Origin of the sequence: Pacificispira sp. (assembly GCF_965228185.1) — a bacterium.
Classification (GTDB): Bacteria; Pseudomonadota; Alphaproteobacteria; order UBA8366; family Aestuariispiraceae; genus Pacificispira.
In genome coordinates this window covers 157,451-183,241 of record NZ_CBDDHE010000002.1, presented here as the reverse complement: position 1 = coordinate 183,241, position 25,791 = coordinate 157,451, and the positions used below count along the sequence as shown (strand labels likewise).

Genomic DNA, 25,791 nt, shown 5'->3' with positions numbered 1-25,791 from the left:
GCGTCCTGGTTGCCCCTTTAGGTTTCCTCACCCTTACCGCGGCCCATCACTTCCTGCAGTCCGGGTTCCGTCAATTGCACCGTCATGCGGTCGGGATGGCGCAAATCGATCTCGCCCACCGCCCGTGACAGAATTTCATGTTCGCGCTGATAATCCGCCAACTTGCGCCAGGCCATAGAGGCGCCTTGTTCCGGCAGGCTGACGTCTATGCCGCCTTCCAGCCGCAGGTTCCAGCGCCGCGCGCCGACCCGCACCGCCGCGACGACCCGGTCTTCCAGCTCCGGTTCGCTGCCCAAAAGGGCCAGCAGTTCGGCCGTATGCTGCGGGGCGTCGGGTCCGACGACGATCTTCAGATGGCTGTGCCGGTGAACGTCCTTCTCGCCGATCTCGATACCGTTCGAATCGATCAGGACAAAACGCTGGTCATGCTGCCAAATGGCGATGGCTTCGCGCTCCTCCAGTCGGATCACGACCTTGTCGGGGAAGGTCCGGCGCACTTCTGCCGCGCGCACCCAACCCAAGGTCTCCAACCGCTCGCGCGCCTCTTCCGGGGAAAAGTCCAGGATCGGGTCACCGATTTTCAGTCCCAGTGCTGCCAGAATGTCGGACCGTGCCGTTTCGGTGCGGCCGACGGCGTAGACTTCGCGCACGGACAGGCCCAGCCCGGCCGTCGCCCCCATGAAACCGTCATAGGCCCAGGACGCGATACGGTTCGGCGCATCGACCTGCCAGGCGTAGACGCCCGCACCCAGGACCGCCAAAGTGCCCGCGACGAGTGCCCCGATCGCCAGCGGCGCGCGCGCGCGGCCACCTTCCAGATCGGCTTCCGGCTTGCGCGGGCTCTTGCGCCCTTTCGTGTCGGCCTTCGCCGCCTTTCCGGTCGGCTTCTTGGCGCGCATCAGGAATCGCATGACGCGTTCTCCACCATCCAGCTCACCAGTTCCTCGAAGGAAATGCCAAGGTGCTTCGCCTGTTCCGGAACGAGGCTGAGGGGCGTCATGCCGGGCTGCGTATTCACTTCCAGAATGATCAGTCGGCCCGATTCCGGGTCATAGCGGAAGTCGGATCGCGTCACCCCGCGACAGCCCAGCGCGATATGGGCGCGCTCCGCCAGATCGCGGCAGGTCCGGGCCAGCGTGTCGGATATCGGCGCAGGGCACAGATGAACTGTTTTGCCGTCGGTATACTTGGCCTCATAATCATAGAAGCCCTGCTTCGGTCGCAGTTCGGTCACCGCCAGGGCCTTGCCGCCCATGACGGATACGGTCAGCTCCTGACCGGCGACATACTCTTCCACCATCGCCGTGCCATAGGACCAGGCCGAATAATCCGGGCCGTTCGTGCCGTCCAGCACAATATAGACCCCGACGGACGACCCCTCATGCGCCGGCTTGACGACGAAGGGGCGGGGCATGGGCTCTGGGCCTGATTTCAAGGCGTCGATGTCGGTGACGACATGATTTGCCGTCGGCAGTCCGGCCTGACGGAACAATTGGATCGACAGCGGTTTGTCCATGGCCAGGGTTGAGGCCATGCGTCCCGAATGAGTGTAGGGGATCGCCATCATATCCAGCAGTCCCTGGATCGCGCCGTCTTCGCCCCAACGGCCATGCAGGGCGTTGAAGACGACGTCGGGCCGTGGCTCCAGCGCATCCAACAGGCCGCGCACATCGCGGGTCAGATCGATCCGCGTCACGGCATAGCCGGCATTTTCCAGTGCGTCGGCACAGGCCTTGCCGGAAACCAGGGAGACCTCGCGCTCGGCGGACCAGCCGCCCATCAGCACCGCGACAGATTTCGTCATTCCGCGGTCCTCCCAATTCTTTTGATTTCCCAGGTCAGTTCCACGCCCTGGCTGTCCCGCACCCGGCGGCGGACTTCCTCGCCCAGTTCCTCCAGATCCGCCCCGGTGGCGTCCCCGGTGTTGATCAGGAAATTGCAATGCTGTTCGGACACCTGCGCGCCGCCGACCTTCAGGCCCCGGCATCCGGCCGCGTCGATAGTCTGCCAGGCCTTGCCGCCAGGCGGATTGCGGAAGGTCGACCCGCCGGTCCGGCTGCGGATCGGTTGGCTGGCGCTGCGGCTTTCCTGGATTTCCGCCATTCGCGCGCGGATCGTGTCCTCGACGCCCGGTTCGGCGCGGAAGCGGCCGCGAACGAAGGTCCAATCCATCGGAATGCCGCAATGCCGATAGTCGAAATCCATGTCCGCTGCGGCGATCCGATGCAACACGCCATCGCGGTCCAAGGCTTCCGCCCAGATCAGGACGTCTTTGGTTTCTGTGCCGTAGGCACCCGCATTCATGCGCAGGGCGCCGCCGATCGTGCCCGGGATACCGGAGAAGAATTCCAACCCGGCCAGGCCGTGATTGGCGGCGGTTTTCGCAACATTGGCGTCCAGTGCCGCGGCCCCGGCCTCGATCTCATTCCCGTCGGTCTTGATATCGGCGAAGGCGCCGCCCAGGCGCAGGACCACTCCGTCGACCCCGCCGTCGCGGACCAAGAGGTTCGACCCGACACCAATCGCGGTGACGGGGATATCCTTGGGCGTTGCCGCCAGGAACGACTGCAGGTCTGCCAGGTCGGCCGGCTTGAACATTGCCTCCGCCGGGCCGCCGACACGGAACCAGGTGACCTTGGACAGCGGGCTGCCTTCCGAAATCCGGCCCCGCACTTGCGGCAACCGGGACAGAAGGTCGGTTCCGCCGGTCGCGCGCATCGCCATCATGCCGCACCTCCCGCCGCCAGACGTTCGGGCAGGGCGTTGGCCCAGGCGGTGATCGAGCCGGCACCCAGGCAGATCACCATGTCGCCTGGCTGTGCCACATCGCGAACGGCGTCCGGCAGGTCGGTTTCGCCGTCGATGGCACGCACCGACCGGTGACCGCGCGCGCGCAGACCTTCGACCAGATGATCGCGGTCCGCGCCTTCGATGGGCTGTTCACCCGCCGTGTAGACCGGCGCGACCAGAACGGTGTCGGCATCGTTGAAACAGGTGCAGAAATCTTCGAACAGATCGTGCAGCCGGGTATAGCGATGCGGTTGGACGACAGCGATGACGCGGTTGCGGGTCGCCTGACGCGCGGCGCGCAGGACGGCCGCGATTTCGACCGGGTGGTGACCGTAATCGTCGATGACCGTGACGTCGTTCCAGGTGCCGGTCTTGGTGAAACGGCGCTTCACGCCCGAGAAACCGGCCAGGGCGGCGCGGATGACGTCGTCGGAAATGTCCATTTCGACCGCCACGGCGATGGCCGCCAGGGAGTTCTGGACATTGTGGTCGCCATGCATCGGCAGACGGATATTGTCGATCCGGCGTTTCTGTTCTCCGCGCCGGGCGATTTCGACCGACATGTCGTAACCGTCGGGCCCCGGCTTATAGGACACGGCGCGGATTTCCGCCTGGGGACTGAACCCGTAGGTGACGATCCGGCGATCTTCGATCCGGCCGATGAGCGCCTGCACTTCGGGGTGATCCAGGCACAGCGCTGCGAAGCCATAAAAGGGGATGTTCTGCACAAAGGTCCGGAACGCGTCGCGCAGGGCATCGAAACTGCCGTAATGATCCATATGCTCCGGATCGATATTGGTCACGACCGCGATGGTCGCGGGCAGTTTCACGAAAGTGCCGTCGCTTTCATCCGCTTCCGCGACCAGCCAGTCGCCCTGTCCCAGGCGCGCATTGGTGCCATAGGCATTGATGATGCCGCCGTTGATGACGGTCGGATCCTTCTTGGCCGTGTCCAGCATTTGGGCGACCAGGGATGTGGTGGTCGTCTTGCCATGGGTACCGCCGACGGCGACAGACCATTTCAGGCGCATCAGTTCGGCCAGCATCTCGGCGCGCCGGACGACGGGAACCAGGGCGGCGCGGGCGGCCGACACTTCGGGATTGTCACGTTTTACGGCTGTGGACACGACCACGACCGCCGCGCCTTCGACATGGGCGGCCTCATGCCCGATCTTCACATCGATGCCCAGGCCGCGCAGGCGTTTCACATTGGCGTTGTCGGCCATGTCCGAGCCGGAGACGGTATAGCCCAGATTGTGCATGACCTCGGCGATGCCGGACATGCCGATGCCGCCGATTCCGACGAAGTGAAGACGGCCCAGGGTCAATGGCATACGCATCACGCGGCCTCCTTCATCGAGTTACCGCCATTTCCGTCGGACAAGCCCTGCACCGCGTCCGCCAGGCGTTTGGTGGCGTCGGGGATACCGGTTCGGGCGGCGGCTTGCGCGGCCGCACGCAGAACCGACGGGTTGCCCAAAAGTTGCTCTAGCCGCCGGGCCAGGTCGTCGGCCGTCACATCGCGTTGCGGGATGGCCCAGGCGCCGCCGGCGTCGCTGAGGCGCGCTGCATTGGCGGCCTGATGGTCGTCGATGGCATAGGCATAGGGGATAAGGATGGCGGGCAGGCCCACGGCAGTCAGTTCCGCCAAGGTGGAAGCCCCTGCGCGGCCGATCATCAGATGCGCCCGTTCCAGCCGTGCCGGCATATCGTCGAAGAAGGTCCGGACGTCGGCGTCGATACCCGCCTTCCGGTAGGCATCGATAACCGCCTTCGTTTGCTCCGGCCGGGCCTGTTGTTCGATTTTCAGGCGCGCCTTCAGTCCCGCCGACAGTTTTGCCACGGCGGCCGGTACCGCTTCGCCCAGGATTTGCGCGCCCTGGCTGCCGCCGACGATCAGGACATGTAAAGGACCATCCCCGGCAGGCAGGCGGAAGGCGCGTCCGGACAGGGCGGCGATTTCCGGTCGGACCGGATTGCCGGTCAGGACGCTGCGTTCGCGATCCTTGGCCGCCAGTCCGTCGGTTTCGTTGAAGCTGAGCGCGATGCGGTCGACGCGGCCTGCCATCAGACGGTTCGCGCGTCCCAGGACGGCGTTCTGTTCGTGGATCGCAGTGCGGATTTTCAGGTGGCTGGCCGCCAGCATCGTCGGCACGCTGGGATACCCGCCGAACCCGACGACGACGGACGGGCGCATCGCCCGCAGCAGCGACCGGGCCTGGAAGTACCCGACCATGAGTTTCAGGACCGCCGAGATACGGGCGCTGATCCCCTTGCCGGAAACGCCGGCCGCGCTGATCGTATGGGCGTCCAACTCACCCAACGGTCCGGAATAGGCGTCGCCGCGCCGGTCGGTGATCAGCGCCAGGCGGTATCCGCGTTTCTTCAGTTCCCCGGCCAGGGCCTGGGCCGGGAAGACGTGACCGCCGGTGCCGCCGGTCGCCAGAACAATCAGCTTATCGCCGGTCATGACAGCACCCCCGGCCGTTTGCGCGTCAGGGCGAGCAGCATGCCCATGCCGAGGCCGAGCGCCAGCAACGACGACCCGCCATAGGACAGGAAGGGCAGGGTCATGCCCTTGGTCGGGATCAGGCTGAGGGTCGAGGCCATGTTGATCAGCGCCTGCAGGCCGAACTGGACCAGAAGGCCGGTCGCCGCCACGACGACGAACAGATCGTTATCCTGCAGCACGCGCGCGAAACCGCGCAGCACGACGAAGGCGAAGATCGCGACGATGATCAGGCAGGCGATGGTGCCGAATTCCTCACCCGCGACGGCGAAGACGAAATCGGCATGGCTGTCCGGCAGATAGGCTTTCACCGTGCCTTCGCCCGGGCCTCGCCCGAACAGTCCGCCATTCATGAAGGCGTCGCGGGCGCGGTCGATTTGATAGGTATCGCCGGCCGCCGGGTCCAGGAACCGGTCGATGCGGCTCTGGACATGGGGGAAGACGAAATAGGCGCCGACCAGAAGCCCGATCCCGCCAATGACCATGAAGATCACCAGGATCATCGGCAATCCGGCCAGGAAGAACTGGACCCCGAAGATCGCGGTCACGACGGCGGCTTGCCCGACATCGGGCTGCAGCAACAGCAATCCGACAACGGTCAGATAGAGCGTACAGGCAATGGTATAGCCGGGGATCGGTTCCCCCAGACGCCGCGCGGCAAACATCCAGCCCGCGATGACGGCGAAGGCCGGTTTGACGAATTCGGACGGCTGAATGGTGAAACCGGCGATCGAAATCCAACGCGTCGCGCCTTTGATTTCCGCGCCAAGGAACAATGTTCCGACCAACAGCAGCATCGACCCGCCCAGCATCAAAAGGGCAAGGCGGCGTACCGCCCGCGGCTCCATCAGCGACACGCCGATCATGGCCAGGACAGCCGGTGCCAGCAGGATCGCCTGCTTGCGCACGAAATGCATCGAATCCGCGCCGATCCGCTCGGCCACTGAGGGGCTGGCGGACAGGGTCATCAACAGGCCCAGAACGGCCAGCGTCATCAGGGCGGCCAGGGTCCACCGGTCGACGGTCCACCACCAGCGTCCCAGAACGGATGTGTCATTCCGTGCGATAGCCATCACGCCGCCTCCTTCGCGCCGTGTACGATCCGGGTCCTGGCCGGAAGGGCGAGAACGATATTCTTGAAGGTCTCGCCGCGAATTTCGAAATTCGGGAACTGGTCGAAAGACGCGCAGGCCGGAGACAGCAGCACCGGACCCGGGTTGTCGTCATTCCGGGCTGCGTCGCGCGCGGCGTGGATCGCGGCCGACAGGTCGCCGGATCGGGTGGTCGGGACGCGCCCGGCGATCCACAGATCGATGGCGTCTGCCGCTTCGCCGATTAGAAATGCCTGCCGGATGCGGGGCAGATAAGGATCCAGCGGGGCATAGCCGTCATTCTTGTCGCGTCCGCCGGCGATCCAATAGATGCCGTCGAACGCCGACAGGGCGCGCGCCGCGGCCTCGGCATTCGTCGCCTTGGAATCGTTGATGAAGGTGATCCCGTCCAGGGTGGCAACGCGTTCTTGCCGATGCGCCAATCCTGGGAAGGTTTCCAGGCCGCGCACGATATCTGCCTCGGCCAGGCCCAGGCGTTTTGCAACGGCGAAGGCGGCGGCGGCGTTCTGAATGCCGTGATCGCCTGCGATTGCCGGGCAGCGGCCGGCGGCGATCAGATCCGCGACCGGCTGCGATGTCCGGCCGATCTCGGCGATCCCTGCGGGATTGCGCCCGCGCAGGTCGGCGGCGATTTCCGCCGTGATGTCGCTGTCGGTACCGATGACGGCCAGGCTGTCGGCGGTCCGGGGACGCAGGATCCGGCGCTTGGCGTCGATATATCCCGGCATTCCGCCGTGCCGATCCAGGTGATCGGGGGTGATGTTCAGAAGCACGGCGATGTCGAAGGCCGGGCTGGGTGTCAGGTCCAACTGATAGGACGACATTTCCAGCACATAGACGTCGGCATCCGGCAGGCTCAGCGCGGGAATGCCGATATTGCCTCCGATCGCCGCGTTGATCCCGGCCGATGTCAGGATATGGCCGATAAGCGCCGTCGTCGTGGATTTGCCATTGGTGCCGGTAATGCCGACATAGCGGGCCGCCGGGCGGGCGCGGACCAGCAATTCGATGTCGCCGATGATCTCCACACCTGCGTCGCGGGCTGCCTTGACGGCCGGATGCGGGCGGGGATGCGTCAGGGGAATGCCGGGCGCCAGGATCATACAGGCGACGCCGTCCAGCGCCCCGGAATCGGTGGGATTGACGATTTCGAACCGGTTGGATGCGGCGGTGGTCCGGGCGGTCTCGCCGTCGTCCCAGCACAGGACGGTCGCCCCGCAGTCACGAAGGGCGTGGGCGGCGGCCATCCCGGAACGGCCTAGGCCAACCACGATCACGCGGCGGCCGGCATAGAGGGTGATGGTGGTGCTGTCGTTCTGGATCGTCATCCCGTCACCTCAGTTTCAGCGTGGCGAGGCCGACGAGGGCCAGGATGGCGGCGATGATCCAGAAGCGGATGACGATAGTGGGCTCCTTCCACCCCTTCTTTTCGAAGTGGTGGTGCAGCGGGGCCATCGCGAAAACGCGCTTGCCGGTCAACTTGAAGCTGGCGACCTGAACGATCACGGAAACGGTTTCCAGCACGAAAAGTCCGCCGATGATGGCCAGCACGATCTCGTGCTTGGTGACCACCGAAATCGCGCCGAGCGCACCGCCCAATGACAGGGATCCGGTATCGCCCATGAAGACCATGGCCGGCGGCGCGTTGAACCACAGGAAACCAAGACCCGCGCCCAGGACCGCGCCGCAGAACACGGCCAGTTCGCCGCTTCCTTCGACATAATGGAGACCCAGATAGCCGGAATAGACGGTGTTGCCGACCAGATAGGCGATGAAGCCGAAACAGCCCGCCGCGATCATCACCGGAACGATCGCCAGGCCATCCAGACCGTCGGTCAGGTTGACCGCATTGGACGCGCCGACCATGACGAAAACCGCGAAGGGGATGAAGAACCAGGCCAGGTTAATCAGCGTGTCCTTCAGGAAGGGGACGGCCAATCCTTCGGCGATAGGGGAGTTGGTCACGGAGACGAACCAGATCGCCGCCGCCGAGCCGATCAAGATCTGCCCCAGCAGTTTCAGCTTGCCGGGAAGGCCCTTGGAGTTGCGTTTCGTCAGCTTCAGGAAGTCGTCGGCGAATCCGATACCGCCGAAACCGACCGTCACCAGCAGCACAATCCAGACATAGGGGTTCCGGATATCCGCCCAGAGCAGGGTCGAAAGAACCAGCGCGACCAGGATCAGAAAGCCGCCCATGGTCGGCGTTCCTGCCTTCGACAAATGGTTTTCCGGCACATCTTCGCGAATGTTGCTGGCGCCGCCTTGCTTTGAGCGCAGCCAGCGGATGACCGACGGTCCGATCAGGAAACTGATCACAAGCGCGGTCATGATCGCGCCGCCCGTCCGGAAGGTCAGGTAGCGGAACAGGTTGAAACCCTGAAAGTCTGTCGCGAGCGGGGAGAGGAGGGTGAAGAGCATTGGGTTCCGTTTCCTCTCACGCGCCCGACGCGCGGCTGGCGGTTTCCGCCGCCAACCCGTCGAGCGCCTTTACGATCGGGGCCATTTTCGACCCCAGCGATCCCTTGACCGTGATGATGTCGCCATTGGCCGCGACATCCCGCACCGGCGCGACAAGGCCGTCCGAGTTTTCGGCATAGCCGCCGCGCATGGTCTGCGGCAGTTGGTCCCAGAGGGACTTCATCAGCGGGCCACAGCAATAAACAGCGTCGATTTCCGCCGTGATCAGGTCCTTTGCCAGGCTGGCATGCAGGCCGGGTCCGGCCTCTCCCAGTTCCAACATGTCGCCCAGAACCGCGATTTTGCGGCCGCCCTGTTTCGGGTGGGTGCGGCCCAGTACCGCGATGGCCGCGCGGACGGAGGCGGGGCTGGCATTGTAGCTTTCGTCGATCAGGCCGAAACTGCCGCCATCGGGCAGGGCGACATTGCGATAGGCGCCGCGCCCTCGCGGGGCACGCACGTCTGTAAATGTCGCCGCCGCGGCGACCGGATCTTCGCCCAGCGCCTTGATTGCGGCCAAAACCGCGAGGCTGTTCATGACCCAATGAATGCCCGGCGCGCCGATGCAGTAATCGAAGGTGTCATTGCCGATCCGGACCGTCGCCGCACTGCAGGATGCGTGCAGAGAGCTGTCGACCAAACGGACATCCGCGTCGGCATCCGTGCCGAAGCTCAAAATCCGGCGCACATCGGCGGCCTCCGCCTTGGCGGACAGCCGGCCGAACAAGGGGCTGTCCCGGAACAGGATGGCGGTGCCGTTCGGCTCCATCCCGTCGAAGATCTCCGCCTTCGCGTCGGCGATGCCTTCGATGCTGTTGAAGAATTCCAGATGCACCGCCTCGACCGTGGTGATGATCGCGACATGGGGTCGGCCCAGCCGGGACAGAACGTCGATTTCGCCGGTATGGTTCATGCCCATCTCCAGAACCGCGAATTTTGCCGTATCCGGCAGGCGGGCCAGGGTCAGGGGCAGGCCGATATGGTTGTTTAGATTGCCCATCGTCTTGTGGGTCTCGCCCAGTTTCGACAAGGCGGCGGACAGGCTTTCCTTGGTGCCGGTCTTCCCGACGCTTCCGGTCACGCCGATGACCTTCGCCCCGGTCGCGGCACGCTTGGCACGGGCCAGGTCGACCAGGGCGTTCATCGTGTCGGCGACCGGCATCAGTGGCAGGTTCTGGGATTTGTCGTCGGCCCAGTCGGCATTGACCAGCGCGGCCGCCGCCCCTTCGCCCAGGGCCTGCGGCACGTAATTGTGACCGTCATGGTTCGGGCCTTTCAGGGCGACGAACAGGTCGCCCGGCGCGACGGCGCGGCTGTCGATGGTCACGCCGGTCGCTGCCCATTTGACCGAATTGCGGGATTTGGTCGCCGCGCCGGCACTGTCGGAGGTCCAGAGAACGGGGCGATTGGTCATGCCGCGCCTCCATCCGCCAGGGCAATTGCCTTGCGCGCTTCCTCGACATCGTCGAAGGGCAGCATCGTGTTGCCGATTTTCTGGCCGGTCTCGTGTCCCTTGCCCGCGATCAACAGAACGTCTTCATCGTTGAGATTCGCGACGCCCTCGGCGATGGCGGCGGCGCGGTCGCCGATCTCCACAGCGTCGGGACAGCCCGCCAGGACGGCTTTGCGGATCGCGGCGGCGTCCTCGGTGCGGGGATTGTCGTCGGTGACGATGACGCGGTCGGCGGCTTCGGCGGCGTATCGGCCCATGATCGGGCGCTTGCCGGTATCGCGGTCGCCGCCGCAGCCGAACACGACCACAAGCTTACCCTTCACGAAGGGCCGCAGGGTGTTCAGAACCGTCTTCAACGCCTCCGCCTTATGGGCATAGTCGACGAAGACCCGCGCGCCGTTGCGTCGTGTACCGGCAAGCTGCATGCGGCCGCGCACGCCTTCCAGGCGGCTCAACGATTGGGCTGCCCGGCGGGCTTCGGTACCGGTGGCGATGACCAGGCCCAGGGCTGCCAGGGCGTTCTCCAACTGGAAGCGGCCGGGCAGGGGGAAGTCGACGTCGACCCGTTCTCCCATCACATCCAGGGTCGCGGCATAGCCGCCCCGGCTTTCCGTGGCCGAGATGACCCGGATCATGCCGTTGACCAGACCATAGGAGAAGACCCGCAGGCCGCGCTCGCCGGCAATGTTATGGATGCAATCGTGCTCGGCGGCGCCGGTATTCACCACGCAGGCCCCGCCACGCGGGACCAGTTCCTCGAACAGGCGCAGTTTCGCCTGCCGATAGGCCTCCATCGTGGCATGATAATCCAGATGTTCGTGGCTCAGATTGGTGAAGGCGGCTGCGGCGAAGCGCACGCCGTCCATCCGGTGTTGATCCAGGCCGTGGCTGGACGCCTCCATCGCGACATGGTCGATGCCGGATGCTGCCATGGCCGCCATCTCGCGGTGCAGATCGACCGGGTCGGGTGTCGTCAGACCTTCGCCGCCCGTATAGCCAGGGCCTTCGATGCCCAAAGTGCCGATGCTGGCGGATTTCAATCCGGTCGCGGCCCAGATCTGGCGGGTAAATCCGGCGACGGAACTTTTGCCGTTTGTGCCGGTGACGCCAACGACCGTGTCCGGCTGCGGCGCGTGGAAGGCGGCGGCCATCCGGGCTAGGCGGCGGCGGGGATTGGCATCGGTGACCAGGGTGACCCCGGCGCCGACCGTGCCCGCGCCGATGCCGGGCGGGGCCAGAACGGCAACAGCACCCTTGGCGATGGCGTCCGGAATGAAGGCGGCACCGTCGGCCACGGTGCCCGGGATCGCGGCAAACAGAAAGCCCGGCCGGACTTGACGGCTATCGGCCGTCAGTCCGGTGAGAGGGATGTCGGGCAAAATTCTGTCCGCGTTCATCTCCGCTTCGGTTTCCTCTTTCACCTCATACCTCCTTGCTATTGCTGCAGGGAGGCGAGCCTCTTTGTTTCCTCCGGCAATTCGATGGCGAAGGCGTGTTGCAGTTCGGGCGCGTCCTCCTCGACGGGCTGAATGCCCGCGATGGCGCCGATCCGTTCGATGATGGCCGCGACCGCCGGTGCGGCGACCCAGCCGCCGGTGGCGAAGCCGAAGGTTTCCTTGGTGCCCTGCGGTTCATCCAGCACGACATAGACCACATAACGCGGGTCGTTCATCGGGAAGGACGCCACGAAGGACGAGATCCGGGAGCGCCGGTTATAGCCGCTGCCATTGGGCTTATCTGCCGTTCCGGTCTTGCCGCCGACCATGTAACCCGGCACCAGCGCGCGCTTACCCGAACCGGCCACCGCGTTCAAGCGCAACAGGCGGCGCATATCGAAACTGACCGGCTCGGAGATGATCCGGCGTCCGATCGGCATTTCGTCCCGCGCCAACAGGGTCGGCGGGAACAGGATGCCGCCATTGACCATGGACGCGACGCCCGACGCCAGATGCAGCGGGGTCACTGATAGACCATGTCCATATGAAACCGTCATCGTATTGACGGGACGCCAGGTTTCCGGGAACTGCGGACGGCCGGTTTCCGGGATTTCCAGGGCGATCGGTTGCAGCATGCCCAGGGCGCCCATGAACGCTTTCTGGGCCGGCGGGCCGACATCCAGCGCCATTTTGGCGGACCCGATATTGGAGCTGTAGACGAAGATTTCCGGCACGGTCAGATACCGGCCCTTGCCATGATAGTCGCGGATCAGGAAGCGGCCGACCTGGATCGGATTGGTTGCGTCATATCCGTCGGACAGCGTCGCCGCGCCGCTTTCCAGCGCCATGGCCGTGTTAAAGATCTTGAAGGTCGAACCCAGCTCATAGGTGCCGAAGGTCGCCCGGTTGAAGCGGTTCACATCCGGCGAGGCGGCCGGCTTGTTCGGATCAAAATCGGGCAGCGACACCAGCGACAAAACCTCGCCGGTGCGCGCATCCATGACCAGGGCGGCGCCACCGATGGCGTCATAGGTTTCGATCGCCGCCGCCAGTTCCTGATGGGCGACATGCTGGAAACGTACATCCAGGCTGAGGCGCAGCGGCTCATCGCTTTCCTTAAGGCGGGTTTCCAGCCCCTGTTCGATCCCGGCGAGGCCCCGGCCGTCGATATCCGTGAAGCCCAGGACATGCGCCATCAGGCGGCCCTGCGGATAGACCCGGGATTCCGCACGCTCGAATTCCAACCCCGGAATGCCGAGCTGCATGACCGCCATTTCCATTTTCGGCGTCAGCTTCCGGTGAATGTAAACGAAGGGCGAATCCGACGTCAGCTTGGCTTCCAGATCGGCGACATCCAGTTCCGGGAAGACGCGCGCAAGGCGGCGGGCGGCCTGAACGGGGTCGAGCAGGCGATCCGGACGAGCGGCCAATGCCGTGGTCGTCAGACTGGTCGCGACAATGACGCCATTGCGGTCGACGATGGTCGCGCGGTCGGTCGCCATCGCGGTTTCGGTAACGGCATGGGTCGTTTCGGCCTGCGTCGCGGGGGAGGCGAAGGCCCCCAGATCGACCAGCCGCACGCCGACGGCGGCAAAGGCAAAGGCCATCACCGCGCCGGTGATCAGCAGGCGGGAGCGTCCGGTTTCGATCGCCCGACGGAAGGTGCCGTCGGTGCGCGTCGGCACATGGGGCAGGACGGCGCATCTGCGATCATGCGTCATGCGTCCTCGCGGGGAAAACTCCGGCGGTTTCGGACGCCGTGTCTTTCTGAACGGTCCGATCATTGCGATGTCCTCATCAAGGTTGCGGGCACGGCTTCTGCCGGTGCCTTGGGGGTCGTCGCCGGCGTCTCCACGGAGGCAGGAAGCCCCTCGTTTTCCGGCCGGCGGAACGGAATATCCTGAATGCGCAATACCTGGGCCGGGTGCATCCGGTTCATGTCCGGCATGTATTCCTCGCCCAGGGTTTCGATCCAGTCCGGGCGGCTGTTGTACGACCATTCCGCCTTCAGATTGTGGATGCGTTCCTGTTCCTCGCGGATCTGACGGTTCAATTCCGCGAGCTGCCCTTCCAGCGCTTCGACCTGAAAGGTGATGTGGAACAGGGCATAGCCGGTGACGCCAACCATCACGACCCAGACGGCGATTATCAAAGCTCTCATCGGGATCCTCCTTCGGTCGGCCAGGCCGGGGCCTCAGTCCGCGTTGCGGCACGTAGCCGCGCGGAACGGGCCCGGGGATTGACGGATTCTTCGGCGCGGCCCGGCTTGCGGGCGCCGGTCGATGCGATATGGAAAGACGGTGCGCGCTCCCCACTCTGGCCCGGCGGCAGGTGACGGGATCCGCCCCCGGTCCGACCGGCACGGGCCTTCATGAAGGCCTTCACACGCTTGTCTTCCAGGCTGTGGAACGCGACCACGACCAGGCGTCCGCCCGGAATCAGCAGACGTTCCGCCGCTTCCAGAGCACGATCGATCTCGCCCAACTCGTCATTCACCTGAATGCGCAGCGCTTGGAAGGTCCGGGTTGCCGGGTCGATCTTGTCCTTCGCGCGCGGCACGCAGCGCCGAACGATATCGGCCAGGCGGCTGGTCGTTTCGATGCGTTCCGACGCGCGTTCCTGAACGATGGTCTTCGCGATCCGGCGGGAGAACCGCTCCTCGCCGTATTCCCAGATGATCCGGGCCAGTTCGGCTTCCGGCCAGTCGTTGACGACGTCGGCGGCGCTGGGGCCGCTCTGGCTCATCCGCATGTCCAGGGGGCCGTCGAAACGGAAGGAGAAGCCGCGTTCAGGCGTATCGATCTGGGGTGAGGAAACACCAAGATCCAGCACGACGCCGTCCAGCCGCGTCACGCCGACATCGCCCAGCAGGGCTTCCATGTCGCCGAAGGTCCCGCAGAGCAGCGTCAGCCGGTCCTTGAACTGCTCGACCAGAGGTTCGCCGCGCCGGATCGCGTCCGGGTCTCGGTCGATTGCGAAGACGCGGGTCGGAGCGGCCTCCAGGATGCCGCGGGTGTACCCGCCGGCGCCGAAGGTCCCGTCCAGATGCGTTTCGCCTTCCGCCGGGACCAGGGCCTCCAGGACCTCAGGCAGCATGACGGGAAGGTGCGGGGCGTGCTGTGTTTGCATGGTCACGCACCCCCCGCCGGTTTCAGAGCCAATGTGCGGCCCTTGGCGCGGGCGCGGGCGCGCTCGCTGTGATCGGAATAGCGCTCGGGCGACCAGATCTGGAACCGCGAACCCTGGCCGACGAACACGGCCTTGTCGTCGATCCCGGCGTGGCCGGCCAGTTCCGGCGCCAGTACGAGGCGACCCGTCTCGTCCAGCAAGGCCTTGCGGGCCTGGGCGACGATGGACTGGTTCAGGTCTTCCTCTTCATCGGAATAGAGCGGCTGCTCCTCGATGGCTTGCACCAGGCGCTGCATGAAGGCCTTGTCGCAGGCTTCCAGCGCATCGTGCTTAGGCGAGGGGTAGATGTAGACGACTCGCTCTCCGCCTTCCGGCAGTTCGGCACGAAAATCGGCCGGCAGGGAAACGCGTCCCTTCCGATCGACCTTGTTTTCGAACGTGCCGGTAAACAGCGCCATGTCGCCGTCACCCCTTTGTCGCCTGGCGGTCCGCGTCCGGATCGCCGTTCCTCCGTCGGAACCCCCGGTTCTCCCGGGCTCCAACTCCCTTCAGTGCGCGATGCGGACGTAGTCCGACCACATTTTGCCACCACGCACGTCTATGGGTAATCATGGGATATCATGGGAACTTGCTATTCGTCAATGAATAAGCCCTGGAAATCCGGCGTATTTGAAGTTCTTGTCGAATATTCAGACAAGACAAAGCGGCCCGTTCGGAAAGGAACAAGGGGTCCGACAAGCCGTTGGAAAGTGATTAGGGTCAGAAGCGGTGAGGTAATTCTTGTTTTGTTCCCATTTTTACTAAAGAGAACAAAACGGAACAAAGTTGGTCCGGGGTGCCCGAGCCTACCTGTTGGCCATGCGAAGTTTGCGGATCAAGGCGTGACGGACCCGACTGAAGACCTCGCTCCAATCGCCTGGGCTGGTCTGGCGGAACAGCGTCATGGACGGATACCAGGGGCTGTCGTCCCTGTGCAGCATCCAGCGCCAATCCGGGGCATAGGGCAGCAGAACCCAGACCGGCCGCGCCATCGCGCCGGCCAGATGCGCGACAGAGGTGTCGACGGTGATGACGAGGTCCAGGGCCCGGATCGCCGCCGCCGTATCGGCGAAATCGCGAAAGCCGCTGCCCAGATCCCGTAGCAGCGGGCCGAGAGACAGGTTGGCGATGTCCTGGACGGCGGGACCTTTTTGCAGCGACACGAAATCCGTCTTCGGCAGGTCGAACAGCGTGGCGCATTCCTCCAGCGAGACCGACCGGTTTCGATCGTTCTTGTGGCTGGGCTTCCCTGCCCAGCACAGCCCGACCTTCATGCGTTCGGGATGCAGACCGGCAGGCTTTTCCGCATCGGGCGGCGGCAGGATGTAAGGGCAGTGGTCCGGGATCGAATCCAATGTGGTGCCCAGCAGGCGCGGCAGGCTGAGCAGCGGTACCTGGAAATCGAACTTGGGCAGCCTTGTGCCGCGCGGGATGACCGTGACCTTCGAGAATTCCGGTGATCGCTGAAGAATGCGCGCCAGCGGGGCCTGAACCTCCAGGACGATCTTGCCGCCGGCCCCGGCGATTCCGTCGGAGGAATCGATGACATAGCGGCAGAATTGCAGCGTGTCGCCCATGCCTTGCTCTGCCCAGACCAGCAGCGTCTTGCCGTCCAGAGGCGCGCCGTCCCAATCCGGCGCATTGGTGTGAAGCCGCTTGATCTCCGGCAGTTTCCATCGGCTTTCATAGGTCTGAAAACCTTGCGCCAAATTGCCGGACAGCAGCTGCGTCAGCGACTGATCCCACGGCAGTTCCGGCGCATCGTAGCCGAGCAGGCTTGCCCGGCGGATCGCATTTCCAGCCTCCGTCAGATCGCCCTTGTCGCGAACGGTCAGCCCGTAATTGTAGTGGATGCGTGCAACATCCGATGACAGGTCCAATGCCCGGCGCTGGGCGGCGATGGCATCGTCCAGTCGGTTCACCGCCCGCAGGGCGTTCCCCAGATTGGACCAGGCGGGGCCGTCATTGGGTTTCAGGGCGATACCGCGCTTCAGACAGGTCACGGCGGAATTCAGCTTGCCGATCCGGCGCAACAGAACGCCGAGATTGATCCAGGCGGGTGCGAATTCCGGGTCGATGGACAGAATGCGGCCGTAAAGATCCGAAGCCTCGTCCAGTTTCCCTTCGCCATGGGCGCGAAGGGCGCGGCGCATCAGCAATTGCGGATCGGCTTCCGGCCGCGCCACGACCTGCGCCACCGGTTGCGGCGGACGGGCGCTCTTTTCTGTCGGGGCAGTGGCCGGGGCGCTGGCGGGTTCGGGAACCGCGGGTGCCGCGCCCGGTTGTTCCGGGGCGGATTGTTGCGGTACGGGGACTTTCTTGGGTGCCGCCTTCACGATGGCCTTGGCGACCGGCCGGGCCTTGGCGACCGCCTTCTTCACGGGGATCGCCTTGGCGACGACTTTGGCCGGTTGGATTCTCGCCCCACCTGTGCGGGCGCCTGGCTTCTTGACGATGGCTTTCGCGACCGGCCGTGCCTTCAAGGCGGATTGACTGGCGGGCGGTGAGGCGCGGTCGGTCTCTGTTCCGCCGGTCCCGTTCGGGTCGGCGGTCGACGGTGTCTGAGTTTCGCCGCCCTGGGTTGCGTCCTTATCGTCCATCGTCAGACCATACACTGTGTGCGGGGCGGCGGGAAAGTGCTGTTCAAGCGGGCTTCGCGGCGGTCACGATCAGCCCGCCGACGGGGATGCCGTATTCGCTGCGCAGGTCTTCCCGGGCGATGTCGATGAGGATCAACCCGGCCTCTTCCAGGACGCGGGCGACATAGGCCTCGTCATGCTTGTAGCGCCCGCTTTGATCCAGGCGGTACCCTCCGGCGACGGCGTCGTCATCCGCCAGTCGCTCCACCGAGAAACCCAGCCGCCCGGTGGGAACCAGCGCCTGCCGGAACCCGTCCGCCGCCTCGGCCAGATCGCCGAAATAGCACAGGACATCGGCTGCCACGATCAAGTCATAGGTGTCGGGCGCGTCGTTCAGAAAGGCGGTCAGCTCCCGCTTCTCGAGCCGGTCGTACAGGTTCTTTGTCTTCGCCTTCTCCAGCATCTTCGGCGACAGGTCGACACCGTCCAGATGTTGCGCCAGGGGCGACAGCAGCGGGGCGCACAAGCCGGTCCCGCAGCCGGCGTCCAGCACGACCAGATCCCGGTTCGGCGGCGGCAGATGCGGTTGCAGCGCCTTCAGGATCAGCGCCGGGGCGCGGTATCCCAGTTCGGCCAGCTTCTCGTCGAATATCGGCGCATAATCGTTGAAGATATCCTCGACATAGGCCGCGCTGGCGGTCTTGGGCAGACCCTGGCCGGAGATCGCGGGACCGATATGCTGGGCGTCAGGGACTTCCGGAAACCGCCGCATCCATTCCGCGGCGATCCGCACAGCCTCTTCCTCGCCATTGTTGGCGTAGAGGTCGTAAAGCGCCTTGCCCAGATTGGAATGCGAGACAAGGTCTGTCGCGTCCCGGCGCACGGCCTGCCATAGGGTTTCGACCGCTTCCGCCGGCAGGTTCAACTCGTAATAGGACAGGCCCAGATTGGTGTATTCCGTAAACGCATCGTCGCCGCGAAGTTCCCGCGCCCGGCCCAGCGCTTCGACCGCCGTTTCGTAGTCGTCCAACTGGACCGCGATCTCGCCGCGCCATTCCAGGGCTTCGACATCGTCGGGTCGCCGATCCAGGACACGCTGATACGCCTCGGCGGCTTCGTGCAGGCGCCCGCGCCGGTAATGTTCTTCCGCCTCGTCGATAATACGCCGCAGATCGGCCATGCGATAATCCCCCTCGCCGCGCCCCGGGGGCGATCCCCGCGCCGCGCCAAGCGAATAGCAGTTGTCACTTGCGACGGACAAGCCCAAGTCGCATGATCGGCCCGCGATGGGCGACAAATCCGACAAGATCACTGCGCGCGGCCCGACGGTTCGAAAGGTTCCGGAAGGCGATAACCGTACGCGCCTGACCTGCCCGGATTGCGGCTTCATCCAATACGAAAACCCCTTGATCGTTGCCGGCGCCGTCGTCGTCGAAGACGGCAAGGTATTGCTGTGCCGTCGGTCGATCGAACCGCGCCGTGGCTTCTGGACGATCCCGGCCGGTTATCTGGAACTGAATGAAACGGTGGAAGACGGGGCCCGGCGCGAAGCGCACGAGGAAGCCTGCGCCGACATCGCGATCGACGGCCTGCTGGCGGTCTACACGATCCCCAGGATCAGCCAGGTACAGTTGATCTATGCCGCGCATCTGGCGTCGCCCGGGATTGCCGCGGGCGAAGAAAGCCTGGAGGTCCGGTTCTTCGACTGGGATGAAATCCAGACGGTGGAGATCGCCTTCCCGTCGGTGCATTGGGCCTTGGCCCACCGCCGGTCGATGACCGGGCCGGTTCCTTCCGCGCCATTTGGCAATCCGGACGGCGAGACCGGGGATTACTGATCTCCGGCTTCTTCCGCCGTGTCGGTTTCGCTGTGCCGCATCATGAAGGGCACCTGGGCGATGAAGAACAGGAAAGTTATCGCGATCAGCCCGGGAAACCGGAAATAGACCCAAATCTCTTCCGATACGCTTCGCCACACGACCTCGTTCAGCAGGGCGAGACACAGGAAGAAGATGGCGCAACGCAGCGTCAGAACCTTCCAGGCTCGGTCCGGCATGGTGAAGCTGCCGCCCATGACCGATCGCAGCGGCATCTTGCCGAAAGCCAGGGCCGCCAGCAGGCCGATCCCGAACAGCGTATTGATGATGCTGGGCTTCATCTTGATGAAGCTGGGATCGTTCAGATAGAGCGTCAAACCGCCGAATACCCCGACCAGGACGGCCGTCAATAGCGGCATCCACGGAATCCGACGGGCAACCACCAGCGACAAGACGACGGCTGCCGCACTGGCGCCCATCACGACCTTTGTTGCCAGGAACAGATCGTTACTGAGGAAATAGGTGACGACAAAGGCTGCCAGCGGCGCGAAATCGACCAGTTGGGTCAGCCAGGGAGGACCGGGGCGGGAAGGAACATCCGTCATAGGAGGCTATATAGGCGATGCGGTTGGCCGCGTCATCCGTTCCTTCACGCCACCGGTCCCTGAATGCCGATGGAACATTCTAGTTCCTGACCCGCCGGCGTCTCGGCCGGGCCAGACGTTCGGCCGGAAACTGCGCGATCTGCCTCAGCAATTCGCTCGCCTTGCCGGCTTCGCCGCCGGAGGCATCGGAGAAAGGCGACGTTTCGCCGAGAATTTGGGCAGCCCGCGCCGGATCGGTGCCATCGGGCAGGGCCAGAAGCCAGGACAGAATTGCCCCTTCCGCCGCACCGCGCGGCAAAGGCTCTTCGGCCATGTAAAGGGCGGACAGACTCTGTCCGGGGTCGAACGCCGCAATATCGATTTCCGCAGCCGGAAATGCGGACGGAACACTACTCATAGAAACCTCCTCCCGGGACACCCCGCCCGGACAATAGGGTTGCGTTTCAGTGAGCGGCAGGTCTCCTGGCTCGCGGGTCGGTGCCGGTCCGCCTGGCCTTCCCAACGGTATCCCGTCAGTGGCCTGGACGTGGCGGTCGGCTCGCCGCTTACAGTTGCGGGGGCAGCTTCGGCCTCGGGTCGGGACATTGCGTCCGTCGCCACACCGAATTCCCTTTTGATCCCCTTGCGGGGAACCGCTCTCTCGATCGCATCACTCTAGTGTAATTCGGGGCGGCGACTAAGGAAAAAACGACCTGCTTGCGCGCAGACCCGTCACTTGACCGCTGCACTGCGGCAAGGGCACATTGTCGGCCTGCGCCAATCCGGGGATGGCGCCTGGTCGGGGGATCGGTATGTTCGAGGGGGTTCGGCACGCAATCGAAGAGCGAACGGCACGGCGCAGGAACCGGCCGTTCCTGGAGGCGTGCATGGCGTGCTGTGCCCTGGTTGCGATTGCCGATGGCGAAGTATCCCTGTCGGAACGCGGGCGCGTCGACCAGATCCTGGAAGCCATCGACAAGCTGCGCTTTTTCGACGTGCATGAGGCCGTTGATTTGTTCAACGGCTATGTCGACGGCATCGTCCAGGCCGAGGCCAAGGGCCGCCGCCACGCGCTGGAAGCGGTCAAGGAAATGCGGCATGAGGCCGGGGACGCCGTACTTTTGGTCAAGGTCGCCCTGGCGATCAGCCGCGCGGACGGCGTTTTCCTGGAAAGCGAGCGCGCCCAATGCGAGGCCATCTGCGACGTGCTGGGCCTCGAACTGGAAGACTTTCTGTAAGCGGAATCAGGGGCCGAATCAGCCCAACGCCTGGTGGGCGATAATGTCCTGAAGCGGATCGAACTGGTCCGGGGTCACCTTTATGAAGGCGACGCAGACCACCATGCCCTCGTCATCCGCGCCGACCACTCGGCAGGGAATTTCGATGGTGGTGAATTCGTCCGGCATCAGAACCGCCATGACCTCGTCGCCTTCGGCCAGCCCTTCCTGATCCGGGTAGAACCCGAAACCACCCAGGCTGACATCGGTGACTCGGCCCTTCAGGCCACCCACTTCGGCGGGGAACCGGACCTTGACCCGGCGTTCCTTACGCCGGTCGCCCGGTTTGATGATGCGCATCAGGCGGCTGAACATGCTGGTTTCCTCGATACGGCGAACAATCCGCTCCCCCGCTCGTCGGGCAAGCAGGAATCGTGCCGGACGGGAGCTTACGCCAAAGCGTCCTTCAGGCGATACCAAAACATGCCGAGTGTCAGGAGGGGCGTGCGGAACCGGCCGCCGGGGAAGATCGGGTGCTTGAATTTGTGCATGATGTCGAACTTCTGCGTCTGGCCCTTGATCGCCTCCGCCAGGATCTTCCCGCACATATTGCTGAGCGCCAGGCCGTGTCCGGAATAACCCTGGCTGAAATAGGTGCGGTTGCCGATGCGTCCAACATGCGGCATGCGATCGACCGTGATGCCGATATAGCCGCCCCAGACGTGATCGATCTTCACATCGTCCAGTTCCGGGAAGACATGCAGCATGCGCGGGCGCACGAAACCGCCCAGATCGTTCGGTTCCAACCCTGAATAGGTCGCGCGACCGCCGAACAGCATGCGCTTGTCCGCGCTGAGCCGGTAATAGTCGACGATGAAATTACAGTTCGAAACCGCGTCGTCGGTGGGCAGCAGCGTCTTCGCCCGATTGTCGCCCAACGGCTCCGTCGCGACGATGTAGCTGCCGACCGGCATCAGGCGTCGAAACAGATAAGGCTCCGTCTCGCGCAGATAGGCATTGCCGGCCAGAATGAGGTGTTCGGCATGCACCGATCCATGTTCGGTATGGATCGCGGGCTTGTCGCCGGTATCCAGACGAATGGCGCGGCTGTTCTCGAAAATCTGGGCGCCGGCCTCATGGGCGGCTTTGCCGAGGCCCAGGCAATAGTTCAGCGGATGGACATGGCCCGCGCCCGGTTCCCACAACGCGCCGACATAGCGGTCGGTCCCGATCTTTTCCCGGACGGCGGGACCTTCATAGAGTTTGGAGCCGGTATAGCCCCATTTTTCCCATTCCGCCTGGTCTTCCTTCAGGCCTTCGAACTGGCTCTTCTTCTCGGCGGCATGCAGATAACCCCATTTGAGGTCGCAATCGATGCCGTATTTCTTGATCCGCTCACCGACCAGTTTGGGCGCGCCGTCCGCAATTTCCCAGGCGACTTTCGCTCCCTCGCTGCCGACGACCTTTTCGACGTGATGCATCGACTTGTTGAAGCCGCTGCATACCTGCCCGCCATTGCGGCCGGACGCACCGAAGCCGACCGTTTCCGCTTCGACAACAATCACGGAATAACCGGCCTCCGCCAGTTCCAGTGCGGCGGAAAGCCCGGTGTAGCCGGCGCCGAGAATGGCGACATCGGCCTTGTGCTCGCCTTCAAGCCGGGGATGGCTGGGGGCGGCATGGGCGGTCGCCCGGTAATAGGATCGGGTATCGTCGAACTTTGCCATGTCTTACACCGTGCGCAGGTACCATTCGTAATCCAGGGGCGGAATCTGCGCCTGGAACGCGTCGTTCTCGAAGCTGCGCGCCGCTGCGTAGGTCTCGCAATAATGCGCGCCGAGATATTTCGGGAGGATCTTGCTTTCGCCGAAGGTCTGCAGCGCCTGCCACCAACGCAGCGGCAGTTCCGTCACCGGCTTTTCATAGGCGTTGCTCTTTTCAATCGGACCCGGGTCCAGCTTCTTGGTCAGGCCGTGATGCACGCCGGCCATCACACAGGCCATGGTCAGATAGGGGTTGGCATCCGCGCCCGCGACCCGATGTTCGACCCGCATGCCCTTCTCGTCCGCGCGCGGAATGCGCAGCGACACCGTGCGGTTGTCGACACCCCAGGCCGTGTTGATCGGGGCATAGGAATTTGCCTGGAACCGGCGGTAGGAATTGGCGTTCGGGGCGAAGACAGCCATGGAATCGGCCGTCGTCGCGGCCAGGCCGCCGATGGCGTGGCGCAGCGCCTTCGATGCCGGCAGGCCGATTTCCTTGTCCATCGGCCCGGCGAAGATGTTGTTGCCGTTCTTATCCAACAGGCTGAGATGGATATGCATGCCGCAGCCCGCGCGTTCGGAAAACGGTTTGGCCATGAAGGTCGCGATCATGCCGTGCTTGCGTGCGACGCCCTTGATGATGCGCTTCAACAGGATCGCGTCGTCGCAGGCTTTGATCGGGTCGTCGACGTGATGCAGGTTGATTTCGTACTGACCCGGCCCGTATTCCGCCGTCGCCGTGTCGGCGGGAACGTCCTGCGCGACGCAGGCATCCTCGACATCGGTCAGGAAATCCTCGAATTCGTACAGTTCTTCAATGCCGTAGACCTGGGTCGTGGTCTGCGGCTGTCCGGTCGCGGGGGAACTGGCCGTGTTCGGAATGCCGGACGGGCCCAGCTTCGCGTCCATCAGGTAGAATTCCAGCTCAATCGCGGTGACGGGCGTATAGCCCATATCGACCAGCGGCTGGGTCGCGCGCGCCAGGATGAAGCGCGGATCGGCAAAGAAGGGGTCTCCCTCCGCCGTCACCATGCTGGCGATGACCTGGCCCGTCGGCGCATGGGCCCAGGGTACCGGCTTCAACGTGCCGGCGACGCCCAGGCAGTTGAAATCCGGGTCGCCGTCCGACGTGCCATAGACGATCGTGTCGCAGTTCTGGCCGGTCGCATCCAAAAGATAGGTCGATCCGGGCAGGGCGACGCCGCCTTCATGCAGCTTGTCGATCGCCTCGACGCCGATCCGCTTTCCACGCAGGATCCCGCACATGTCCGGCACGAGCATGTCGACGCCCTTCAATCCGGGATTGGCCTTCACGAAGGCGTCGACTTCTTTTTTACTGAGCCAGGCAGTCATGGAACACACCGTTGCTGAGAAGCGTCCTTGAAGCGGACATCGGATACCGCAAGCCGATTCCCCCTTGCGGTCGGACGAGACTATAAGGCATAAAAAATGTGATCACAATCTTTGGCGCTGCGCTTTTTTCTGTCTGGGGGGCTCATACCGACACCTGCCTGGGGCGCGGTAGAGGTAGGGTAACGTGAGTAATCTGATCGAGTGGGTTAAGGAACGGAACATCGACGAGGTCGAATGTCTGCTGCCGGATATGTCCGGGATCGCGCGGGGCAAGATCCTGCCGACGCAGAAATTCATCGACGGCCTGGGCGACCGCGGTTTGCGGGTGCCGGAATGCTTGTTCATTCAGACGGTGACCGGCGATTTCGTGTTTGAAACCGATGTGGTGGCGGATACGAACAAGGACATCGCCATGGTGCCGGACCCGAACACGATCCGCCTGGTCCCCTGGTACCCGGAACCGGTGGCGCAGGTCATTTGCGATGCCTTCCATTTGAACGGAAAGCCCGTCGACATCTCGCCGCGCTATCTGCTGCGCCGGATCCTGGAACTCTATGCGAAGAAGGGGCTGCGCCCGGTCGTGGCGCCGGAACTGGAATTCTATTTCGTAAAGAAGAACCTGGATCCCGACTATCCGTTGGAGCCGCCGATCGGCGCGTCCGGCCGCCAGGAATCCGGCCGCCAGGCCTATGGTATCGAGGCCGCGAACGAGTTCGATCCGATTGTCGAGGATATCTACGATTTCTGCGAGGCGGCCAATCTGGACGTCGACACGATGGCGCATGAGGCCGGCGCGGCGCAGATGGAGATCAACTTCAACCACGGCGACCCGCTGGAACTGGCCGACCAAGTCTTCCTGTTCAAGCGCCTGGTCCGACAGGCGGCGTTGAAGCACGATATCTATGCGACCTTCATGGCGAAGCCGCACCAGCATCAGCCGGGATCGTCAATGCATATCCACCAATCACTGGTCGACATGTATACCGGCAGGAACGTCTTCGCGACCAAGTCCGGTAAGGATTCCAAGACGCTGTTGCACTATATCGGCGGGCTGCAGCGCTATCTGCCGGCGGCGATGCCGCTGATGGCCCCGAACGTCAACAGCTATCGTCGGATCGCGCGTTATTCCGACGCGCCGATCAACGTACATTGGGGGCATGACAACCGGACCTGCGGGTTGCGCGTGCCGGATTCCTCGCCCCAGGCGCGGCGCATCGAGAACCGGTTGGCCGGGTCCGACGCCAACCCGTATCTGGCGATGGCGGCGACCCTGGCCTGTGGCTATCTGGGCATGAAGGAAAAGATCGAACCGTCCAACCCGGTCGAGGGCGATGCCTATCGTTTTGCCTTTGCGCTGCCCCGGAACCAGGGCGATGCGCTGCATAAGTTCAACTATGCCAAGCCGCTGAAGGATACGCTGGGGGAGAATTTCTCCCGCGCCTATATGGATGTGAAGAACCACGAATACGATCTGTATCAGCGGGTCATCAGTTCCTGGGAACGCGAGAACCTTCTGTTGAACGTCTGACGGCGAAAAAAGCGGCCCCGGCGAT

At 64.1% G+C, this 25,791-nt stretch carries 24 protein-coding genes and 1 riboswitch; of the genes, 3 read left to right on the top strand and 21 right to left on the bottom strand.

Translation table 11 applies throughout. The annotated features are described in order from the left end of the window. Window positions 1-17: 17 nt before the first annotated feature. The 16 genes from ACO06O_RS00925 to ACO06O_RS00850 form a co-directional block, all read right to left on the bottom strand. Window positions 18-911, bottom strand: a complete 894-nt coding sequence (locus tag ACO06O_RS00925) for a cell division protein FtsQ/DivIB (protein WP_421875340.1) — start codon at window positions 909-911, stop codon at window positions 18-20. Beyond that, window positions 899-1,804 carry a D-alanine--D-alanine ligase gene (locus tag ACO06O_RS00920; protein ID WP_421875338.1) on the bottom strand — a complete coding sequence of 302 codons (906 nt, stop codon included), beginning with the start codon at window positions 1,802-1,804 and terminating at the stop codon, window positions 899-901. Before ACO06O_RS00920 ends, ACO06O_RS00925 begins: the two co-directional genes overlap by 13 nt. Further along, window positions 1,801-2,727, bottom strand: coding sequence for a UDP-N-acetylmuramate dehydrogenase (murB, locus tag ACO06O_RS00915; protein WP_421875335.1), 927 nt, complete (start codon window positions 2,725-2,727; stop codon window positions 1,801-1,803). The genes ACO06O_RS00920 and murB overlap by 4 nt, the downstream gene beginning before the upstream one ends. Continuing rightward, window positions 2,724-4,133: a UDP-N-acetylmuramate--L-alanine ligase gene (gene murC, locus ACO06O_RS00910; RefSeq protein WP_421875333.1), complete on the bottom strand. Its 1,410-nt coding sequence runs from the start codon at window positions 4,131-4,133 to the stop codon at window positions 2,724-2,726. The genes murB and murC overlap by 4 nt, the downstream gene beginning before the upstream one ends. Continuing rightward, entirely contained in the window at window positions 4,130-5,260 is a 1,131-nt protein-coding gene (gene murG, locus ACO06O_RS00905) for an undecaprenyldiphospho-muramoylpentapeptide beta-N-acetylglucosaminyltransferase (protein WP_421875329.1), read from the bottom strand. Before murG ends, murC begins: the two co-directional genes overlap by 4 nt. Next, window positions 5,257-6,372: an FtsW/RodA/SpoVE family cell cycle protein gene (locus tag ACO06O_RS00900; RefSeq protein ID WP_421875327.1), complete on the bottom strand. Its 1,116-nt coding sequence runs from the start codon at window positions 6,370-6,372 to the stop codon at window positions 5,257-5,259. Before ACO06O_RS00900 ends, murG begins: the two co-directional genes overlap by 4 nt. Beyond that, the gene (gene murD / locus ACO06O_RS00895) at window positions 6,372-7,739 is read right to left on the bottom strand and encodes a UDP-N-acetylmuramoyl-L-alanine--D-glutamate ligase (RefSeq protein WP_421875325.1); all 1,368 of its coding nucleotides are present in this window, start codon (window positions 7,737-7,739) and stop codon (window positions 6,372-6,374) included. Before murD ends, ACO06O_RS00900 begins: the two co-directional genes overlap by 1 nt. 4 nt (window positions 7,740-7,743) lie before the next feature. Continuing rightward, a complete protein-coding gene (gene mraY / locus ACO06O_RS00890; RefSeq protein WP_421875323.1) occupies window positions 7,744-8,829 on the bottom strand; it encodes a phospho-N-acetylmuramoyl-pentapeptide-transferase in 1,086 nt (361 codons plus the stop codon). Between the two features lie 16 nt (window positions 8,830-8,845). Beyond that, complete coding sequence (locus tag ACO06O_RS00885; protein WP_421875321.1) at window positions 8,846-10,282, bottom strand: UDP-N-acetylmuramoylalanyl-D-glutamyl-2,6-diaminopimelate--D-alanyl-D-alanine ligase; 1,437 nt, start codon at window positions 10,280-10,282, stop codon at window positions 8,846-8,848. Next, a complete protein-coding gene (locus ACO06O_RS00880) occupies window positions 10,279-11,742 on the bottom strand; it encodes a UDP-N-acetylmuramoyl-L-alanyl-D-glutamate--2,6-diaminopimelate ligase (protein WP_421875319.1) in 1,464 nt (487 codons plus the stop codon). The genes ACO06O_RS00885 and ACO06O_RS00880 overlap by 4 nt, the downstream gene beginning before the upstream one ends. A gap of 14 nt (window positions 11,743-11,756) precedes the next feature. After that, the gene (locus tag ACO06O_RS00875) at window positions 11,757-13,478 is read right to left on the bottom strand and encodes a peptidoglycan D,D-transpeptidase FtsI family protein (RefSeq protein ID WP_421875317.1); all 1,722 of its coding nucleotides are present in this window, start codon (window positions 13,476-13,478) and stop codon (window positions 11,757-11,759) included. A 59-nt stretch (window positions 13,479-13,537) separates the two neighbouring features. Beyond that, entirely contained in the window at window positions 13,538-13,918 is a 381-nt protein-coding gene (gene ftsL / locus ACO06O_RS00870; protein WP_420415994.1) for a cell division protein FtsL, read from the bottom strand. Next, complete coding sequence (gene rsmH / locus ACO06O_RS00865; RefSeq protein WP_421875315.1) at window positions 13,915-14,886, bottom strand: 16S rRNA (cytosine(1402)-N(4))-methyltransferase RsmH; 972 nt, start codon at window positions 14,884-14,886, stop codon at window positions 13,915-13,917. Before rsmH ends, ftsL begins: the two co-directional genes overlap by 4 nt. Window positions 14,887-14,888: 2 nt before the next feature. Further along, window positions 14,889-15,344 carry a division/cell wall cluster transcriptional repressor MraZ gene (locus ACO06O_RS00860; protein ID WP_421875313.1) on the bottom strand — a complete coding sequence of 152 codons (456 nt, stop codon included), beginning with the start codon at window positions 15,342-15,344 and terminating at the stop codon, window positions 14,889-14,891. Between the two features lie 387 nt (window positions 15,345-15,731). Next, complete coding sequence (locus ACO06O_RS00855) at window positions 15,732-17,525, bottom strand: tetratricopeptide repeat protein (protein WP_421875311.1); 1,794 nt, start codon at window positions 17,523-17,525, stop codon at window positions 15,732-15,734. Window positions 17,526-17,568: 43 nt separating this feature from the next. After that, the gene (locus ACO06O_RS00850) at window positions 17,569-18,684 is read right to left on the bottom strand and encodes a methyltransferase (RefSeq protein WP_421875309.1); all 1,116 of its coding nucleotides are present in this window, start codon (window positions 18,682-18,684) and stop codon (window positions 17,569-17,571) included. Window positions 18,685-18,790: 106 nt separating this feature from the next. Here ACO06O_RS00850 and ACO06O_RS00845 point away from each other — a divergent pair, with 106 nt between their 5' ends. Then, window positions 18,791-19,342 (top strand): NUDIX domain-containing protein, encoded by a 552-nt coding sequence (locus ACO06O_RS00845; protein WP_421875307.1) that lies wholly within the window; start codon window positions 18,791-18,793, stop codon window positions 19,340-19,342. Here ACO06O_RS00845 and ACO06O_RS00840 read toward each other — a convergent pair. Then, window positions 19,336-19,926 carry an inner membrane-spanning protein YciB gene (locus ACO06O_RS00840; protein ID WP_420415999.1) on the bottom strand — a complete coding sequence of 197 codons (591 nt, stop codon included), beginning with the start codon at window positions 19,924-19,926 and terminating at the stop codon, window positions 19,336-19,338. The two genes, ACO06O_RS00845 and ACO06O_RS00840, sit on opposite strands and share 7 nt — an antisense overlap. Window positions 19,927-20,005: 79 nt before the next feature. Beyond that, complete coding sequence (locus ACO06O_RS00835) at window positions 20,006-20,323, bottom strand: hypothetical protein (RefSeq protein ID WP_421875305.1); 318 nt, start codon at window positions 20,321-20,323, stop codon at window positions 20,006-20,008. Window positions 20,324-20,361: 38 nt separating this feature from the next. After that, a riboswitch (cobalamin riboswitch) is annotated at window positions 20,362-20,578 on the bottom strand. A gap of 214 nt (window positions 20,579-20,792) precedes the next feature. On the opposite strand from ACO06O_RS00835, the gene ACO06O_RS00830 reads away from it, so the two are divergent. Next, window positions 20,793-21,143 carry a tellurite resistance TerB family protein gene (locus ACO06O_RS00830; RefSeq protein ID WP_421875303.1) on the top strand — a complete coding sequence of 117 codons (351 nt, stop codon included), beginning with the start codon at window positions 20,793-20,795 and terminating at the stop codon, window positions 21,141-21,143. Window positions 21,144-21,161: 18 nt separating this feature from the next. Here the strand turns inward: ACO06O_RS00830 and ACO06O_RS00825 are convergent, their stop codons facing one another. The 3 genes from ACO06O_RS00825 to ACO06O_RS00815 all read right to left on the bottom strand — a co-directional run bounded on the left by ACO06O_RS00825 (window position 21,162) and on the right by ACO06O_RS00815 (window position 24,238). Continuing rightward, window positions 21,162-21,497: a PilZ domain-containing protein gene (locus ACO06O_RS00825; protein ID WP_421875301.1), complete on the bottom strand. Its 336-nt coding sequence runs from the start codon at window positions 21,495-21,497 to the stop codon at window positions 21,162-21,164. Between the two features lie 74 nt (window positions 21,498-21,571). After that, on the bottom strand, window positions 21,572-22,849 hold the full coding sequence (locus ACO06O_RS00820) for an NAD(P)/FAD-dependent oxidoreductase (protein WP_421875299.1): 1,278 nt from the start codon (window positions 22,847-22,849) through the stop codon (window positions 21,572-21,574). A gap of 3 nt (window positions 22,850-22,852) precedes the next feature. Beyond that, window positions 22,853-24,238 (bottom strand): glutamine synthetase family protein, encoded by a 1,386-nt coding sequence (locus ACO06O_RS00815; protein WP_421875297.1) that lies wholly within the window; start codon window positions 24,236-24,238, stop codon window positions 22,853-22,855. A 184-nt stretch (window positions 24,239-24,422) separates the two neighbouring features. Here ACO06O_RS00815 and ACO06O_RS00810 point away from each other — a divergent pair, with 184 nt between their 5' ends. Next, window positions 24,423-25,766, top strand: coding sequence for a glutamine synthetase family protein (locus ACO06O_RS00810; protein ID WP_420416005.1), 1,344 nt, complete (start codon window positions 24,423-24,425; stop codon window positions 25,764-25,766). The last annotated feature ends 25 nt before the right edge of the window (window positions 25,767-25,791 follow it).

Bases quoted from the DNA above. Each gene is read 5' to 3' on its own strand.
- ACO06O_RS00845 (WP_421875307.1), top strand. From the start codon at position 18,791: ATGGGCGACAAATCCGACAAGATCACTGCGCGCGGCCCGACGGTTCGA.
- murD (WP_421875325.1), bottom strand. From the start codon at position 7,739: ATGACGATCCAGAACGACAGCACCACCATCACCCTCTATGCCGGCCGC.
- ACO06O_RS00885 (WP_421875321.1), bottom strand. From the start codon at position 10,282: ATGACCAATCGCCCCGTTCTCTGGACCTCCGACAGTGCCGGCGCGGCG.
- ACO06O_RS00875 (WP_421875317.1), bottom strand. From the start codon at position 13,478: ATGACGCATGATCGCAGATGCGCCGTCCTGCCCCATGTGCCGACGCGC.
- ACO06O_RS00825 (WP_421875301.1), bottom strand. From the start codon at position 21,497: ATGTTCAGCCGCCTGATGCGCATCATCAAACCGGGCGACCGGCGTAAG.
- ACO06O_RS00815 (WP_421875297.1), bottom strand. From the start codon at position 24,238: ATGACTGCCTGGCTCAGTAAAAAAGAAGTCGACGCCTTCGTGAAGGCC.
- ACO06O_RS00820 (WP_421875299.1), bottom strand. From the start codon at position 22,849: ATGGCAAAGTTCGACGATACCCGATCCTATTACCGGGCGACCGCCCAT.
- ACO06O_RS00840 (WP_420415999.1), bottom strand. From the start codon at position 19,926: ATGACGGATGTTCCTTCCCGCCCCGGTCCTCCCTGGCTGACCCAACTG.
- ACO06O_RS00860 (WP_421875313.1), bottom strand. From the start codon at position 15,344: ATGGCGCTGTTTACCGGCACGTTCGAAAACAAGGTCGATCGGAAGGGA.
- ACO06O_RS00925 (WP_421875340.1), bottom strand. From the start codon at position 911: ATGCGATTCCTGATGCGCGCCAAGAAGCCGACCGGAAAGGCGGCGAAG.
- ACO06O_RS00920 (WP_421875338.1), bottom strand. From the start codon at position 1,804: ATGACGAAATCTGTCGCGGTGCTGATGGGCGGCTGGTCCGCCGAGCGC.
- ACO06O_RS00830 (WP_421875303.1), top strand. From the start codon at position 20,793: ATGGCGTGCTGTGCCCTGGTTGCGATTGCCGATGGCGAAGTATCCCTG.
- ACO06O_RS00900 (WP_421875327.1), bottom strand. From the start codon at position 6,372: ATGGCTATCGCACGGAATGACACATCCGTTCTGGGACGCTGGTGGTGG.
- rsmH (WP_421875315.1), bottom strand. From the start codon at position 14,886: ATGCAAACACAGCACGCCCCGCACCTTCCCGTCATGCTGCCTGAGGTC.
- ACO06O_RS00855 (WP_421875311.1), bottom strand. From the start codon at position 17,525: ATGGACGATAAGGACGCAACCCAGGGCGGCGAAACTCAGACACCGTCG.
- ACO06O_RS00835 (WP_421875305.1), bottom strand. From the start codon at position 20,323: ATGAGTAGTGTTCCGTCCGCATTTCCGGCTGCGGAAATCGATATTGCG.
- ftsL (WP_420415994.1), bottom strand. From the start codon at position 13,918: ATGAGAGCTTTGATAATCGCCGTCTGGGTCGTGATGGTTGGCGTCACC.
- mraY (WP_421875323.1), bottom strand. From the start codon at position 8,829: ATGCTCTTCACCCTCCTCTCCCCGCTCGCGACAGACTTTCAGGGTTTC.
- ACO06O_RS00850 (WP_421875309.1), bottom strand. From the start codon at position 18,684: ATGGCCGATCTGCGGCGTATTATCGACGAGGCGGAAGAACATTACCGG.
- murB (WP_421875335.1), bottom strand. From the start codon at position 2,727: ATGATGGCGATGCGCGCGACCGGCGGAACCGACCTTCTGTCCCGGTTG.
- murG (WP_421875329.1), bottom strand. From the start codon at position 5,260: ATGACCGGCGATAAGCTGATTGTTCTGGCGACCGGCGGCACCGGCGGT.